Annotated in this window: 17 protein-coding genes; 12 read left to right on the top strand and 5 right to left on the bottom strand. The window is 59.6% G+C overall.

The features are described from left to right. The first annotated feature begins 4 nt into the window (after positions 1 to 4). The 6 genes from fcl to AC0V6K_RS06415 all read left to right on the top strand — a co-directional run bounded on the left by fcl (position 5) and on the right by AC0V6K_RS06415 (position 7,857). Entirely contained in the window at positions 5 to 967 is a 963-nt protein-coding gene (gene fcl / locus AC0V6K_RS06440) for a GDP-L-fucose synthase (RefSeq protein ID WP_472625717.1), read from the top strand. Between the two features lie 182 nt (positions 968 to 1,149). After that, positions 1,150 to 1,848, top strand: coding sequence for a polysaccharide biosynthesis/export family protein (locus AC0V6K_RS06435; RefSeq protein ID WP_472625715.1), 699 nt, complete (start codon positions 1,150 to 1,152; stop codon positions 1,846 to 1,848). 65 nt (positions 1,849 to 1,913) lie between these two features. Further along, positions 1,914 to 4,058 (top strand): GumC family protein, encoded by a 2,145-nt coding sequence (locus tag AC0V6K_RS06430; RefSeq protein WP_472625713.1) that lies wholly within the window; start codon positions 1,914 to 1,916, stop codon positions 4,056 to 4,058. A 27-nt stretch (positions 4,059 to 4,085) separates the two neighbouring features. Beyond that, entirely contained in the window at positions 4,086 to 5,252 is a 1,167-nt protein-coding gene (locus tag AC0V6K_RS06425) for a hypothetical protein (RefSeq protein WP_472625711.1), read from the top strand. A gap of 35 nt (positions 5,253 to 5,287) precedes the next feature. Further along, complete coding sequence (locus AC0V6K_RS06420; RefSeq protein ID WP_472625709.1) at positions 5,288 to 6,688, top strand: O-antigen ligase family protein; 1,401 nt, start codon at positions 5,288 to 5,290, stop codon at positions 6,686 to 6,688. Next, positions 6,658 to 7,857, top strand: coding sequence for a nucleotidyltransferase domain-containing protein (locus AC0V6K_RS06415; RefSeq protein WP_472625707.1), 1,200 nt, complete (start codon positions 6,658 to 6,660; stop codon positions 7,855 to 7,857). The genes AC0V6K_RS06420 and AC0V6K_RS06415 overlap by 31 nt, the downstream gene beginning before the upstream one ends. Here the strand turns inward: AC0V6K_RS06415 and fabI are convergent. The 3 genes from fabI to AC0V6K_RS06400 form a co-directional block, all read right to left on the bottom strand. After that, the gene (gene fabI, locus AC0V6K_RS06410; RefSeq protein ID WP_472625705.1) at positions 7,854 to 8,660 is read right to left on the bottom strand and encodes an enoyl-ACP reductase FabI; all 807 of its coding nucleotides are present in this window, start codon (positions 8,658 to 8,660) and stop codon (positions 7,854 to 7,856) included. The two genes, AC0V6K_RS06415 and fabI, sit on opposite strands and share 4 nt — an antisense overlap. A gap of 64 nt (positions 8,661 to 8,724) precedes the next feature. Further along, complete coding sequence (locus AC0V6K_RS06405) at positions 8,725 to 9,690, bottom strand: DnaJ C-terminal domain-containing protein (protein ID WP_472625703.1); 966 nt, start codon at positions 9,688 to 9,690, stop codon at positions 8,725 to 8,727. A gap of 69 nt (positions 9,691 to 9,759) precedes the next feature. Continuing rightward, positions 9,760 to 10,080: a hypothetical protein gene (locus AC0V6K_RS06400; RefSeq protein WP_472625701.1), complete on the bottom strand. Its 321-nt coding sequence runs from the start codon at positions 10,078 to 10,080 to the stop codon at positions 9,760 to 9,762. 194 nt (positions 10,081 to 10,274) lie between these two features. On the opposite strand from AC0V6K_RS06400, the gene pdxH reads away from it, so the two are divergent. Beyond that, entirely contained in the window at positions 10,275 to 10,940 is a 666-nt protein-coding gene (gene pdxH / locus AC0V6K_RS06395) for a pyridoxamine 5'-phosphate oxidase (protein WP_472625699.1), read from the top strand. Between the two features lie 12 nt (positions 10,941 to 10,952). Continuing rightward, a complete protein-coding gene (locus AC0V6K_RS06390) occupies positions 10,953 to 11,756 on the top strand; it encodes a PhzF family phenazine biosynthesis protein (RefSeq protein ID WP_472625697.1) in 804 nt (267 codons plus the stop codon). Here AC0V6K_RS06390 and AC0V6K_RS06385 read toward each other — a convergent pair. Then, positions 11,741 to 12,883, bottom strand: coding sequence for a serine hydrolase domain-containing protein (locus tag AC0V6K_RS06385; RefSeq protein WP_472625696.1), 1,143 nt, complete (start codon positions 12,881 to 12,883; stop codon positions 11,741 to 11,743). The genes AC0V6K_RS06390 and AC0V6K_RS06385 overlap by 16 nt on opposite strands. 36 nt (positions 12,884 to 12,919) lie before the next feature. Here AC0V6K_RS06385 and AC0V6K_RS06380 point away from each other — a divergent pair, with 36 nt between their 5' ends. Further along, positions 12,920 to 13,261 (top strand): hypothetical protein, encoded by a 342-nt coding sequence (locus AC0V6K_RS06380; protein WP_472625694.1) that lies wholly within the window; start codon positions 12,920 to 12,922, stop codon positions 13,259 to 13,261. Positions 13,262 to 13,265: 4 nt separating this feature from the next. Here AC0V6K_RS06380 and mnmA read toward each other — a convergent pair whose 3' ends face one another. Beyond that, on the bottom strand, positions 13,266 to 14,438 hold the full coding sequence (gene mnmA, locus AC0V6K_RS06375) for a tRNA 2-thiouridine(34) synthase MnmA (protein ID WP_472625692.1): 1,173 nt from the start codon (positions 14,436 to 14,438) through the stop codon (positions 13,266 to 13,268). A 170-nt stretch (positions 14,439 to 14,608) separates the two neighbouring features. On the opposite strand from mnmA, the gene AC0V6K_RS06370 reads away from it, so the two are divergent. The 3 genes from AC0V6K_RS06370 (at position 14,609) to AC0V6K_RS06360 (ending at position 15,677) form a co-directional block, all read left to right on the top strand. Then, a complete protein-coding gene (locus AC0V6K_RS06370) occupies positions 14,609 to 14,986 on the top strand; it encodes a hypothetical protein (protein WP_472625690.1) in 378 nt (125 codons plus the stop codon). Between the two features lie 3 nt (positions 14,987 to 14,989). Next, complete coding sequence (gene sciP / locus AC0V6K_RS06365) at positions 14,990 to 15,289, top strand: CtrA inhibitor SciP (RefSeq protein WP_218316081.1); 300 nt, start codon at positions 14,990 to 14,992, stop codon at positions 15,287 to 15,289. A gap of 121 nt (positions 15,290 to 15,410) precedes the next feature. Next, entirely contained in the window at positions 15,411 to 15,677 is a 267-nt protein-coding gene (locus tag AC0V6K_RS06360; RefSeq protein ID WP_472625688.1) for a GlsB/YeaQ/YmgE family stress response membrane protein, read from the top strand. Positions 15,678 to 15,718 lie beyond the last annotated feature (41 nt).

Here is a 15,718-nt window from a genome sequence, read left to right as displayed (position 1 = left end):
CGCGATGAGAATTTACGTCGCAGGGCATCGCGGCATGGTTGGCGGCGCGATTGTGCGCCAGCTGGAGCAGTCGGGTGAAGCCACTGAAATCGTTACCCGCACCCACGCCGAACTCGACCTGACAGATCAGGCCGCGGTGCGCGAATTCTTTGAGGCTGAAAAGCTCGATGCGGTGGTTCTGGCCGCTGCCAAGGTCGGCGGTATCCATGCCAACAACACCTATCCGGCGGACTTTATCTACGAGAACCTGATGATCCAGGCGAATGTGATCCATCAGGCTTTCGCCGTCGGAATTACCAAGCTGCTGTTCCTTGGATCCTCGTGCATTTACCCGAAGGCTGCACCGCAGCCGATGGCCGAAGACGCATTACTAACCGGCGTGCTGGAATCGACCAACGAACCTTATGCCATCGCGAAGATCGCCGGGATCAAGCTGTGCGAGAGCTACAACCGCCAGCACGGCACCGATTATCGCTCGGTCATGCCAACGAACCTTTATGGCCCTGGCGACAATTTCCACCCGGAAAACAGCCATGTTCTGCCGGCATTGATCCGGCGTTTCCATGAGGCCAAGGAAGACGGGCTCGATAGCGTGACCATTTGGGGCAGCGGCAATCCGCGCCGTGAATTTCTGCATGTCGACGACATGGCAGCTGCGTCCCTGTTTGTACTGAACATGTCGCACGACAATTACGATGCGAACACACAGGAGATGTTGAGCCATATCAATGTCGGCTGCGGCAGCGATGTGTCGATCCTTGAGCTTGCGCAAATGGTCGCGGCAGTCGCGGGCTTTGAGGGCGAAATCAAGACCGATCCGACCAAGCCGGATGGCACGATGCGCAAGCTGATGGATGTCTCGCGCCTCGCCAATATGGGGTGGACGGCGCAGATCGAGCTGCGTCGCGGGATCGAGGAAACCTATCAATGGTTTCTCGCCAACCACGCCGATATCCGGAGCAAGTAGAGGGCGCCGCGCATATGGCTAGTGGCCAGAGGGTTACACCTCGATACGCTGGCGCTCCGCATCGCGGCTTGATTGGCGGGGCATGCCTTGGCAAGAAGTGGGTAAGGGTCCGGTCACCGCATTCGGGCTTGGCTTACAAGTATGGTCTGCTAGGGCGCCTTGTTACGAGGACCTGATTTTTTATGAAAAAGCTTCTTCTCACAATGATGGTGCCGCTCGCGCTGGCAGGCTGCGCCACTGACATGAGCTTTGGTACAGCGCCCTCGGTTCAGGTTACCGACCTTGCCGCCCTGCCTGCGCCTATTGGCGAGCTTGCCTATGCAATCGGCCCGCAGGAAAAGCTCGACATCACGGTTTCCGGTGCAGAGGATCTCAGCGGTGACTTCTTCACCGATCAGAATGGCAACCTCGTATTCCCGTATCTCGGGAAAGTCGAAACTGGTGGCAAATCACCGCAAGCAGCCGCTGAGCTGATCAGCGACGGATTGCGCGGCAGCATTGTTTTGGACCCTCAGGTCCGCATCATTCCGGACAAGTTCGCTGAGCCATCAATCTCTGTTGGCGGTGAAGTGGAACGGCCGGGCTCCTATTCGGCGCTTGGCAAGCCGACTTTGCTCAAGATTATCAACTCAGCCTCCGGATTAACCGATACCGCCGCCAAAGACGATGTTCTGGTGATGCGCACGGTTGACGGTCAGCAGTATATTGCCGCTTACAACATCGGTTCGATTGCGCGCGGAAACTATGCCGACCCGCAGCTTTACCCCAACGATGTTGTGATGGTCGGAGATTCGGCAGCACGGCGCCGTCTCGACACAATCCTTGGCTTTGCGCCTCTGATTACGCCCATCGTCCTCCTCCTAGACAGGGTTTCCCGGTGAACACTCCTCAAGAGCCGGCAATGGGCCAGGTTACGACAATGCAGAACAGCCAAGATCTAAGGGGCATGACAGTTCCAATTCAGGACGAGTCCGAAGACACGCCGCTGTTCGATCTCGAGCGTTATTGGCTGGAAGCACGAGTTCTTAAGTTCTGGATCGGTGGGATCATCGCCGCCGCGCTGCTGCTCGCATTGATCGTCACGCTTTTGACGCAGCCTTTGTATGAGGCCCAGTCACGCCTTGAGGTCGGCCAGATCGGTACGGACCTGACGGATCTGAACCAGTCCAATCGTGCCAACGCCGCTTCGCAGCAGCAATATCTGAACACCCAGTCTGAATTGCTTCAGTCGCGGTTTATCGCTTCGCGCGTGGTTGATGCCGGTGATCTGACACGCGATGAAGCGTTTCTGGAAGCCTTCGAGCTAGGCCAGGAAGAAGGCGACACCGTTCAGGCGCGCACGATTGAGCGTATTCTTCTGAGCCGGATCGAGATCCTCGGCATCACGAATTCCAGCCTTATCGATATCAAATTCACCAGCCCATCGCGCGTCGTATCCGCATCGGTGGCCAATCTCTGGGCCGAAGAATTTATTGCCGCGAACTATGACAAGCGTTTTGGCGACAACATTGAAGCGCGTGAATTCCTGCAATCACAACTCGAAGAGCTTCGCGAAGAGCTGGCGCAATCGGAACAGGAACTGGTCGATTACGCCAACGAAAACGGCATCCTTATCCTCGAAGCCGATGACGGATCGGGAGCAGAGCGTACGGCTTCGCAAACGCTCGCTGCGACTGACCTGTCTGCGTTGAACACTGCGCTTGCACAGGCTGTGACGGACCGCATCACCGCAGAAGCTGCGCTGAAGACCGGCGACTTGCGCGGCAACCGCACCAACCCGCAATTGCGCGCTTCGCTCGCTCGGGCAGAGGCCCAATTGGCGACCTTGCGCGAAACGTTCGGCCCTGAATATGCGCCGGTCAAAGAGAAAGAGGCTGAGATCGCGGCGCTCAATTCCGCGATTGACGAGGAGCAGGGCGGTCTGACCGGTGAGGCACGCACCGCTTACAATTCCGCTTTAACGCGGGAACGTCAGCTTCGGTCACAGCTGAACCAAGCGAAATCGAACTTTCTTGGCCAGCAGGATCAGAGCATTCGTTACAGCATTCTCAAGCGGGGAGTGGAAACCAACCGCACGCTTTATGATGCGTTGCTGCAGCGCTTTAAGGAGCTCGAAGCTTCGGGTGCCGGGCAGAACAACATCAAGCTGATTGATGAGGCGCAGGCACCAGGCGGCCCATCGTCGCCCAACCTTGTGGCCAACCTGTTGCTGGGCCTGTGTTCGGGCCTGTTGCTTGCTGCTGCACTGGTCTATTTCCGCGTCCTGCTGAGCCAGAGTGTTCGCAGCCCGAGCGATGTTGCCAACAACTTCGATTTCCCGGTGCTGGGTGCGATCCCGTCGGTCGGCAATGCCGATATTATCGACGAGCTCAGCCAGCAATCGTCGGAAATCAGCGAGGCCTATCGCTCCTTCCGTTCAAACCTCGCGTTCCTCACGCCGGCTGGCGCACCGCAGGTTGTCATGCTCACCTCCACCATGCCAGCTGAGGGTAAGAGCATGAGCTCGTTGGCGCTCGCTTCCAGCTTCGCAACCTTGGGTAAGCGCACGCTTCTGATCGATGCTGACCTGCGCAATTCGCGCCTGCATGTCGAACTTGAGCTTGGAGACGTAAAGTCGATCGGGCTCAGCGGCCTGCTGACCAACCCGGAATCCTCGCTTCGCAATGAAGTGATCGCGATTGACGAATTCGGCTTCGATTACATCCCAGTCGGCAAGCGCCCGCCCAACCCGGTTGACCTGCTTGCATCTGGCCGTTTGGGGCAGATCGTGGCCGAGGCACGGGGCCAATACGACCAGATCATCATCGACAGCGCGCCGATGCTTTCGCTCGCTGATGCGGTTGAGACCGCACGGGCAGCTGACGGCATCGTTTACGTCATCGAATATGACCGTGCGAAGGTGAAAGCGATCCGCTCCGCGGTCGAGCGCCTGGGCGAATCCGGCGTGAAAGTCTTCGGCGCTGCGCTGACCAAGCTGGATGTGCGCGCCGCAGAGTATGGCTACGGCTATGGCTATGGTTACGGCTACGGATATGGCTACGGCACCGGCGACGGGGGCGAAGATGACGCGCCCGCTCTGCGCGGTGCGTAGGTCTGTTGCAGCTGAGCTGTCGTTCCGATGAAAACAGGCATCGCGCGTTTGGGAATGGCCATTGGCATCGGTTTGGTCGCGGCTGCTCTTCTGGCGTTGCAGGCCGCTTCGAGTGTTGCGGAACGCCGCTCACCCGCTCAGGCGGTGGCACTCAATCCTCTGAACGGAATGGCCGCAGAGCAAGCCGCTTTTGCGCGCTTTCAGGATGCAGCCGAAGACCCTGATCAGATATCCGAGGCCGCAGCCAATACCCGTGAATTGGCTCTTGCGGCATTCGGTGCGGAACCGCTGACCCCGAAATCACTAATGGTTTTGGCCAAGGCCGAAGCCGATGATGCCACACGCGGCAAGATCCTTGAGCTGGCGGCACGGCTCAACCGCCGCGACCTTGCTCTGCAAGGAGCAGTGCTGGAGCACAAAGTCGGACAGGCAGATGCGGTGGGCTCGATTGCCACGCTGGATCAATTGCTGCGTGTGCATCCGGAGTTGACCGCGCAGTTCTTCCCGCCGTTGCAAGATGCTTTGCTCAAGCCCGAGACCGAGCGGACATTTGCCGCTTTGCTTGACGGTTCTTCGCCTTGGCATGACCAGTTTGCGATGTTTGCGGTGCGTGACCCTGGCGCGCGCATTCGACTGGCGAATATCCGGTCAGAAATCACCGTGGATAATGAGAAGTTCGATCGTGATCTGATTGCCGGGCTGGCAACGCAAGGCGAGCTTGAACAAGCCCGCACACTCTATGCGCGCGCCGTCCAGACGAGTGGTAACACGCAAGAAAAGGACTCCGAACTTTCGTGGCGCGGTGATTACCCGCCGTTTGACTGGGCTTTCATGGATCGGCGCAACATCCGCGCAAAGCCAAGTGCGGATGGTCGCGATTTGGAGGTCTACATCCGCCCCGGAGAAGGTGGAGTTATCGCCCGTAGGCTGATCGCTCCCGAGGCGACAAAAGGTGGGCTAACGATCAAAATCAACACCACTCGTACGATAAGAGAGGGCCGCATGCGTGTTGCATTCTATTGCGACGCCGCTCGCGAACCCGCGCTTCAGGTAAACCTTCGCGGCGGTGAAAATTCGGTCGAGCTCGAAGGTATTGAAGAGGGCTGTCAGGCTCTTAGGCTTGAGCTGTATGCGCGCGCTTATCGCGGGGAGCCGGTGTTCCGGGCCCGCATAGACAAGATCACGTTGGGATAGAGTCGATGCTGCCGATGATGTCTCAACCGATCAGAATGCCTGGCAAGACGGCTGGTCTGCTGGTGCTCGCCGGATTTGCGCTCATAGTCGCGCTGCTGGGCGGAAGTTCGAACCCGCGCGTGCCGCAGTTGATTGGCCTGCGTCCGCTCGCCGCGTTGTTTCTCATTCCGGTGATCTACTATTGGCAGTCGGCCAAGACCGGTCAGGAGCGCACGCTCTTGCTGCTGCTCGGCGGTTTGGCGGTTTGGATGCTGGTGCAGCTGATACCGATGCCGCAGGGCCTGTGGAGCCTGTTGCCGGATCGCGAGATTGTTGCCGAGCTTGATGGTGCAGTCGGTCTTGGTTCGCAGTGGAGGCCCATATCCTGGGTTCCCTCGCGCGGGCTCAATGCGCTGGCGAGCCTGATCGTGCCCGCTGCGGCGTTGGTTTTGGCGGTTGCGCTTCGGGCCCGCAACGAAGTGCTCCTGCAAATCATGCTGGGTGTCATTCTGCTGAATGCGCTTTTTTCGATTGTGCAGGTTGTTTCGGGCAACCCGGAGAGCCTGTATTTGTACGATCCGTCGTCCAAGGGTTCCGATGGCCTGTTCGGTAACGAAAACCACTCCGGCGTGCTCTCTGCTATCGGTCTGCTGATTGCTGCGCGGCTTGCTGCGCAAAATGATACGCGGCGCCAGATGGGTCACCAAATCGCTTATGGGGCGATCGCGCTGACCATCTTCCTCGCCATCCTAATCGGTGGTTCGCGCGCTGGACTTGCGGCGGGTGTTGGCGCGAGTGCAGGCGCGATGTTGATGATGTTCCTATCCAGCCGCCGTGGACGAGCCGGTCGGACAGGCGCTTTGTCATCGCGTGCTTTTCTCTTGCTATCGACAGTGTTTCTTGCCGCAACCGCTGCGCTGTTCTTCTGGCTGGATCGCAGCGAGAGCTTTGATGGCATCCTGACACAATCCGCGCTCGAAGGTCTGCGTTGGGAACTGAACCCGATCATCTGGGACATGGCGGCCAAGAACTGGATGACCGGTATCGGTTTTGGCGCGTTTGAGGAATACTACCATATCTACGAACCCGACAGCTTGCTGCTGCCGAAGTTCATCAATTTGGCGCACAATGACTGGGCGCAGCTCATCCTCGAAGGCGGCGTTGTTGCAGTGGCGCTGCTGGCCATCTTGCTGATCTGGGCCGCGCGTCAGCTCAAGCATGTGCTGGCCCAAGGCAGCGAAGCGTTCTTCGCGATTGTCTTCTGGGCAGCGCTTTTCGCTGTGGTGGCCGCTGCTTCGCTGGTCGACTATCCGCTGCGCACCCCGATCTTCCAATTTGTGGCGGTGTGGCTGCTGGTTTGTCTCGCCCGCGATGGGACCGGCGTTGAACTTCCTAGGCGTCAGGATTCCGAGCGGGGCCGTGATCGTTGGCGCAATTCCCCGCGCTCCAGACGATAAGCGAGCCTTTGATGGGCGGCGATCTGACATCGCAAATGCGTTTGTTGGCCTTGCTGCTTGAGCCGCCAGCGCATCCTTCCGATCCCGCATCCATCCGCGATGCCGCGGCAGACATTGATGGCGATTGGGCTGCTTTCGAACGCCTCGCCCATCGCCATCGCGTCGCCCGCCGGGTTGCACAGGCTTTGGCGGCGGCCGGAATCGAGGTGTCCGAGAATCTCGCTAGTCATGCAAGAGCGGGCGCATTGGCGGCCATGGAGCAAATTGCCGAGGCGCACCGGATCCAAAGCGCGCTGGAATCGAGCGGCATTCGCTGTCTGATACTGAAGGGCGCTGTGCTCAGTCAGACACTTTACGGTGATCCGGCATTGCGCGAGAGCAAGGATGTCGACCTGCTGGTAAGCCGCGATGGCTTCGGCCCGGCGATCCATGCGCTTACCGATGAGCTGGATTATGCGTGCAACGCCACGCCGCCGGTAGATAGCAGCCGATATCAGGTGTGGTTGGACGGGAACAAAGACGTGGCCCTGTCAGCACCCAGCGGCGTGCGGATCGAGCTGCATCATCGCCTGACCGCCGCGACGCAATTGCTGCCGAACATCGGGTTGGAGCAGGCGACCAAGACAGTGCGCGTTGGTTCCAAGAGCTTTGCGCAATTCGATACTGCCAGCCTGTTCGTTTACCTCTCAGTCCACGGCGCATCGAGCCGATGGCACCGTCTGACATGGCTCGCCGATATCCGCGCCATCCTCGTCAGAGCTTCTGAAGAAGAGATGCTGGCGTGGCACGCCCATGCGGTGGAGCACGGAGTCGAGCGCTGCACCTTGTCAGCCATGATGCTGTGCCAGCGCATCTGGGGCCAAGCCTTGCCGCCCTCCATCACACAGGTTGCCGATGCTGATCCCAGTGTTACGGCGATCGTCGTCAACAGCATGGTGACGCTGACCGATGAGGTTTACTTGCCCGCAACTATTCGCGGCCGCGGCTATATCCGCAACGCGATGCTGCTGCGCGATGGCTGGGCCTATCGCTCTTCCGTGATGAAAGAAATCGCACTTGATCCCGATCTCGTCGGGACGGTGCCGATTACCTATCGCTTGCGCTATCTCTATGTGCCGCTGCGCTTTGTCCAATGGGTGAAGCGCAAGATCGGCAAACTGCTGGGTTAGACCAGTCCGATATCGGGCGCGTCGACCTGCTTCATGCCGACGAGGTGATAGCCCGCATCCACATGGTGCACTTCGCCGGTTACGCCCGCCGAAAGGTCCGAGAGGAAGTACAGGCCCGAGCCGCCCACATCATCAATCGTGATGTTGCGGCGCAGGGGTGAGTTCAGCTCGTTCCATTTGAGGATGTAGCGGAAATCGCCAATTCCGCTGGCGGCCAGTGTCTTCACCGGACCCGCGCTGATCGCGTTCACGCGGATGTTCTTGGGCCCCAGATCGTTGGCAAGATAGCGCACACTGGTTTCCAGAGCCGCCTTCGCCACGCCCATTACGTTATAGTGCGGCATGACCTTCTCAGCGCCGTAATAGGTCAGCGTCAGGATGCTGCCGCCGCCTTCGGGCATCATCGCCGAAGCGCGCTGAGCCACAGCCACCAGCGAGTAGGTGGAGATGTTCATCGTCATCAGGAAGTTATCAAGCGAAGTGTCGACATACTTCCCGCGCAATTCGTTCTTGTCGGAAAAGCCGATGGCATGAACCACGAAATCGAGCGTGTCCCAGCGTTCCTTGAGCGTATCGAAGGCGGCGTCGAGTGAATCCATGCTGGAAACATCGCACTCAAAGGTGAAATCGCTGCCGAGCTGCTCGGCCAGCGGCTTCACGCGCTTCGCCAAAGCATCACCCTGGTAGGAAAAGGCCAATTCTGCGCCTTGTTCGGCAAGCTGTTTTGCAATCCCCCATGCGAGCGATTTGTCATTCGCCAGACCCATGATGAGGCCGCGTTTGCCTTCCATCATTCCGCCCATTGCTTGCACCTTTCCAATTGTTGTTCAGCGAGCTTTGGCTCGCATTGCCTTGCGGGAACCTGACTTACAAGCCGAACTTTTCGCGCGGGGTTGCCGGGTCTTCCCAATCGCCCAACTGATCTTTCAGAGCCTTGAGATCTTCTGGCAGCTGGATTTCCAGCGTCACCAACTGATCCCCGCGCCCGGTTTTCCCTGCGCGCGTCCAGCCCTTTCCGCCCAGCCGCATCACCGTACCGCCATTGGTCCCCGGCTTGATCGTCAGCATCACTGGGCCGTCAACCGTGGGGCATTTCACCTTCGCGCCGTTGATCGCTTCGTTCAGCGTAATCGGCAGGTCCATGCGGATATTGTCGCCATCGCGGTGGAAGAAAGGGTGGCCACTTACTTCGATCAGGACGAGCCCGTCACCATGGCCGCCGGGGCCGCTATGCCCTTTGCCGCGAAGACGCATTTGCGTCCCGTCGGTCACACCGGCTGGCAGTTTCAGTTCAATCGTCTTGCCGTCGGACAAGGTGATGCGTTGATCATTGCCGGCCGCCGCGTCCACGAACGAAACCTGAAGCCGGTATTGGATGTCGGCGCCCTTTTTGGGCGGAGGAGGGGGCGGCGTGGGCCGTCCACCAAATCCGCCGCGTCGAGAACTGCCGCGCGAGCGGGTGTTGCCGCCACCAAACAGCCCTTCAAACAGGTCACCCAGATCCATATCGCCCGTGTCAAACCCGCCGAAATCCTGCGGACGGGCGCCGCCTGCTCCTCCACGCGCACCGCCGCCAAATCCGCCACCCATTCCGGCGAACGGATTGAGCGGATTGCCTTCTGCATCAATTTCTCCGCGATCGAATTGGGCGCGCTTGGCGCTATCTGACAGCAGATCATAGGCCTTGGTCGCGTCGGAGAACTTCTCCGCCGCCTTCGGATTGTCCTTGTTCCGATCCGGATGCAGCTCCTTGGCGAGCTTGCGATAGGCACTTTTGATCTCCTTTTCGGAGGCCGTGCGCGCCACGCCAAGAGTGCGATAAGGGTCTATCATAGTGTGTTAGCTAGGTGAGACGGTAGAGCTGCGCAAGATATGATGCATCGCCGCCAACCGCCCAGACGATCAATCCATTCCAATGATGCCATTGTCGCGCTGACCGCGCCCACGGAAAACGCCGATGGCATAGGGCACCAATTGCAGGCCGATCACGATCAAGAAACGCGCGGATACCACGCGGGGATTGTCGCTGAGATACTCGAAGCCGTGGCGGCTTACGTCCACTGCCAAAGACGCGCAGGTCACAAGCACGGAGAAGACCAGAATGCTGGGCAGTTTCTCACCGAACCAATGCGCCTCGCGCCCCTGCGTGTAGCAAACCCGCGCCAGCAGCAGGTAGGACACGAAAAGGAATGCGAGAAAGAGGTAGATCAACCAGTCAGCCATGGCGGAGACGCTAAGGCCTTGTCTGTATCGAGGCAAGGATGCTTTCCTACCCGAGGTGCGGGATCTAAATGGCTGGCATGATCGTAGCTAACTCTCCATATGCGGCGCTGGATTTCGGTACGCGCTGTGCCCGATGACTTTTTAACGTTTGGACACTGTGTCAGTTGTTTCAAGCGTGCTTCAAGTGAGACGAAATGAGCCAGAACGAAGCCCCCGCCAGCCTTGATGAAAGCCAGTTGGCAGACAGCCAGATTCCGACCGGTGCCGACCCGTTTTCGCTTTTCGATGATTGGTTCGCTGCTGCGCAGGAAAGCGAGCCGAACGATCCCAATGGCATGGCTCTGGCCACGGCAACGCCGGATGGCGCGCCATCGGTCCGTATGGTCCTGCTCAAAGGGCATGGCGTGGATGAGCTGCCGGGCGGCGGATTCACCTTCTTCACCAACGCGGGCAGCCGAAAGGGCGGAGAAATCCGTGCCAATATGCAGGCGGCGTTGCTGTTCCACTGGAAGAGCCAGCGCAAACAGATTCGCATCACTGGCCCGCTGATCGAGGTGACGCCAGAGCGCGCTGATCAGTACTTCCATTCTCGCCCATACAAATCGCAGGTGGGTTCAGCGGCGAGCGACCAGTCGAACCCGCTCGAATACCGGCAAATCTATATCGACCGGGTCAAGGCGCTTTGGGCGGAGCACAGCGAGGCTGGCGAAGTGCCTAGGCCTGCGCATTGGACCGGCTTCACAATGTCGCCGCGCGAAATCGAGTTCTGGTCGGACCGTGACAACCGCCTGCACGATCGCCGCTTGTTCACGCGTGAGACCGCGGACGGCCCGTGGTCAGATTCACTGCTCTATCCGTAAGGACGCAAACCTATGACGCAAACGATACCCTATTGGCATGTCGATGCCTTCGCTTCTTCGCCGTTCGGCGGCAATCAGGCGGCTGTCATGGTGCTCGACGAATGGCTCGATGACGCCACGCTTCAGCAGATCGGTGAAGAGAACAACTTCGCCGAAACCGCTTTCGTCGTGCGCGATTCAACCGGCGAGGCGGATTGGGAACTGCGCTGGTTTACGCCGACAGACGAAGTTGCGCTGTGCGGCCACGCGACGCTGGCCAGCGGGCATGTGCTGCTGCAGCGCGATGGCGGAGAGCGCGTGACGTTCCGCACCCGCAAGGCCGGTGTGCTCGAAGTGGTGCGCAAGGGCGATGCTTACGAGTTGGCGCTGCCGGTGACCTTGGTTGAACCCAAGTCGATGCCCGAATTGCTCGCCGCCATCGGCTTTCGCGGCGAGTGCTTCCTGTCGTATCAAGGCGCAGAGCATACCGCGATTATCCTGATGGAAAACGAAGCGGAGATCCGTGCGCTCCAACCGGACATGGAGACCCTGCGCGGCATTGATCTGATGGCGATCTGCACCGCGCCGGGCGAGAACCATGACGTGGTCAGTCGTGTCTTTGTGCCTGCCTGGGGCGTGGACGAGGATAGTGTTACCGGATCGGCCCATGCCGCCCTCGCGCCGTTCTGGGCCAAGCGGCTCGGTCGCGATACGATGACCGCGCATCAGGCAAGCACACGCGGCGGCGATCTGGAGCTAAGGCTTGAGGGAGACCGTGCATGGCTTGGTGGGCCGTGCGTTACCGTGGTGGAGGGTTCGTTCTATCTCTTTGGATAAAGCGCGATTACGTCAGCGGCTTCCTGCAACATTGGTGGGCGCTCCTCCGAGGTTGAATGGCCCAGCCGCACCAACGTTACGCGCTGTTCGGGCGAAACAAGCACGTACTGTCCCATATGCCCGATCAGCGAGAACAGGCTGGCCGGGGCGCGGTCGGGAAAGAGCGGATGGCCGAACTCATTGCCCTTCTGGCCCAGCGGCTGGTTGAGCCACGTTTGATAGCCATATTGCGATGCCGTTTCGCTCGGCTCCCGCATCGCCTCGATCCAGCCGCTTGGCACCAATTGCTCGCCTTCGGGAGAGCGGCCCTTGCGGCGCATGAACTCGCCGAACTTGGCCCAGTCGCGCGCGGTGGCGTGCATCAGGCTGCCGCCGATCAGAGTGCCCGAAGCATCATACTCGGCGACCATCGAGTACATGCCCAGTGGATCGAACAGCCGCTCTTTGAGGTACTCGTCCACTGCCTTGCGCCGCGTATTGGGGTTGGCGCTGTCGGTCAAAGCGCTTGCGGCTATGTCGGCGAGGATCACGGTGGTGTTCGAGGAGTATTCGAACTTATCGCCCGGTTCAGCCTCCAGCGGCTGTTCCTTCGCCCACTTCGCCATATCGTCACGCCCGTCGAGGAACAGCATGCGCACCTCGGCTGACTCATACGGCACTGGCCCCGCTTCGGTATGGCGAAGGCCGCTGTTCATTTGCAGGAGCTGCTTCAGAGTGATGTCTGCCCGCGGATCGCCCGGGCGCTGCCATAGGGGCACCGGGGCGGGCGCGTTGACGCTCAGCTTGCCATCCGCAACCAGCATCCCGATCAGCACAGCGGTGACCGTCTTCGCCATCGACCAGCTGATATGACGTGTCTCAGCATCATAACCTTCGCCGTAGCGCTCCGCCGCAACCTCCCCATCTGCCATCAGCACGACCGCGCGAGTCTCGCCCAGACCATCCTTGGCGAACAGATCGTCAATTTCGCGGGCAAGCTGGTCCTTGGCAGCGCCAGCATTCTTGGTGACGGCTGCCATCGCCGTGTCGCTCAAAGGCGGCGGCGCGGTTTCGGTTTCACCTCCGCACGCAGCAAGGCTTGGCAGAAGGGCAATCGCGGCGATAAAGGAAGTTGTGCGGTACATCATCGCGTGTCTCAATTCCCCAAGCACTCTGGATTGGCAATGGCAAAAACACGTCGCTTCCCTCTCTCCCGCATTGCGCTTTGGCTGTTCGTGCTGATTGTCGCGGCGGTTGCTGTCGGGCTTTATGTCTATCGGGAGCCGATCAAGGGCTATGCCGAAGTCGGCACTTCCTATGCTGCGCGCGTTGCGTGTTCGTGCCGCTTTGTCGCCGGGCGCAGCCTTGAGGATTGCGAGAAGGACAAGCTGGGTGGCATGGAGCTGGTGACACTGTCGGATGATCTGGACGCCAAAAGCGTCACCGCGCGCTTCCCGCTCGTCACGTCAAACACGGCGAGCTTCAAAAAGGGATATGGCTGCGTGCTTGAGGAGTGGGAGGACTAGGGCCTCAGCTGGCGACAGAGGTGGTCGAATCAATCCACCCGCCGCCAATCACGCGTTCACCGGCATAGATCACCGCCGCCTGACCCGGTGCCACGCCGAATTCGGGATCAGCGAAGCGGATCGTTGTGGTGGCGTTGTCGCCCAGCGGCCCTTCCAGTGTAACCGGCACAGGCTTCGCCAGACTGCGCACTTTCGCGGTCAGCGGTTCATCGGTAATATCGCCGATGCAGTTGGTTTCGATCACCACCGCGCTTTCAACCGCCAGCATCCGCTTGGGTCCGACTCGAACCTCGCCAGCTTCTGCATCAAGCTTGATCACATAAAGCGGTTCGGGCTGTCCGCCGATATCCAGCCCTTTGCGCTGGCCTACGGTGTAATGGATGATACCCTTGTGCTCACCGAGCTTCTCGCCGGTCGCGGCGTGAACGATAACGCCCGGTGTACCGCCTTCAGGGCGCAGCTTCGTGACGATCTTGGCGTAATTGCCATCGGGCACAAAGCAGATGTCCTGACTGTCCGGCTTGGCCGCGTTGCGAAGGCCAGCGGCTTCGGCGAGCTCGCGCACCTTAGCCTTGGGCAGGCCGCCAAGTGGAAAGCGGATATAGTCCAGCTGTTCGCGCGTGGTCGCATACAGGAAGTATGACTGGTCACGCGCAGGATCGACCGCGCGATAAAGATGCGGGCCGTTCTCTTCCACTTCAACACGGCGGACATAGTGTCCCGTCGCGAGGCAATCCGCGCCCAGCTCGCGCGCCATGCGGAACAGATCGGTAAACTTGGGCCCCATATTGCAGCGGATGCACGGCACTGGCGTGCGCCCGGCGAGATATTCGTCGGCAAACTGCTCAACCACATCTTCGCGAAACGCGCTTTCATGGTCGAAGACATAGTGCGCGATGCCGAGTCGGTCGCACACAGCGCGCGCGTCTTGAATGTCATCGCCCGCACAGCATGCGCCTTTGCGGCCAGTCGCCGCGCCATAGTCATACAGCTGGAGCGTGATGCCGATCACCTCCGCACCGCTCTCGGCTGCGAGAGCCGCGACCACCGACGAATCGACCCCGCCGCTCATCGCAACGACGATTCGGCACTCGCTTGCCGGACGCGGCAGATCGAACAGGGCGGCAGCATCAAGCCCGAAGGTCGGGCTGGCTGTGGAGGCGGTTTGGGTGGCCATGGAGGCAGCGCATATAAGTGCTTGTCGCCGAGGGCGCCACCCCTTGTGAGAGGGGCTTGAGGGGCATTCAGAACGGGGCATTGAATTGCTTAACAACCGCCAACCATTCCTAACCCGGAGTAAACTCGGGTTTTACCTCATCTTGAGAACCGGGCCCTATACAATGACACATGTTCGAAAAGGCTCTGCCGATTCCAAGGCCGCTTCAAAGCGATGCCACGCTCCATGACATGTCGCCAGACATGCTCGTGGGCAGCCGTGATCCCAAATCGGGTCGCGGTGGCAATGCCTTGCGCGCGATCCAATGGGGAGAGCTGACTGCGCGTCTCAACGCTGCGCGTGATTTGCGCCGTGTTCTACGCCGCGATGCAGTCGGTTCTATCCAGAGCGGAGCGTGCAGTTTTGGCGATGCAGCAGCGACGTATTTCGGTGCCAGCAAGAATGACGAACATGATGTTAACCCTGTTGCTTTAGAGCCCCCTAAAGCATCGCAGTCCATTGTCCGTTCATCACAAGGTGACGTGGCAACAGGCGATGCGAGAGAATGAGTAATGATTGAAAACCAAGACATCCGTCCTGCACAGGTAATCGGCCCGCTCGGCGAGCCATTGACGATTGATGACCTGCCTTCGCCCAAGACGAAGCGCTGGGTTGTGCGTCGCAAGGCCGAAGTTGTGGCTGCGGTCAACGGTGGTCTTTTGACCATTGACGAAGTGCTTGAGCGCTACGGCCTCACGCTTGAAGAGTTCGCCTCTTGGCAGCGCGCAGTTGATCGTTCGGGTATGCAAGGTCTGCGAGTCACGCGTATCCAGCACTATCGTGACCTTTACGAGCGTCAGCTGAAGTACTGATTTTCGGCGGTTTTGCGCCGCCAAGGATCCAACGATCCCCAAGAGCACCGTTTCCGGCTTTATCGGAACGGTGCTTTTCTTTATTCTTCTTCCCACCTGAGAAAACATAAGGGAGAGGAAAATGGGTTGGATCATTGCACTTATCGTAGGCGGCGTTGCCGGCTGGCTGGCGAGCCTTGTGATGAATCGTGATGCCTCGATGGGCATATTCTGGAACATCGTTGTTGGCTGTGTCGGCTCGGTCGTCGGCAACGCGATTGCCGGGCCGCTGCTGGGCCTGCGTGGAAGTGTGCAGGAATTTTCAATCCAGGGCCTGGTCGTCGCTGTGATTGGCGCCGTCGTGCTGCTTGGGGTTGTCAATCTTATACAGCGCGGACGCGTGCGCTAACGCAGAACACACTGGAATCGATCACTTAAGGGCGGCGCGGC

The organism is Erythrobacter sp. S43 (assembly GCF_057364955.1).
This window is presented reverse-complemented; position numbering and strand designations above follow the sequence as displayed.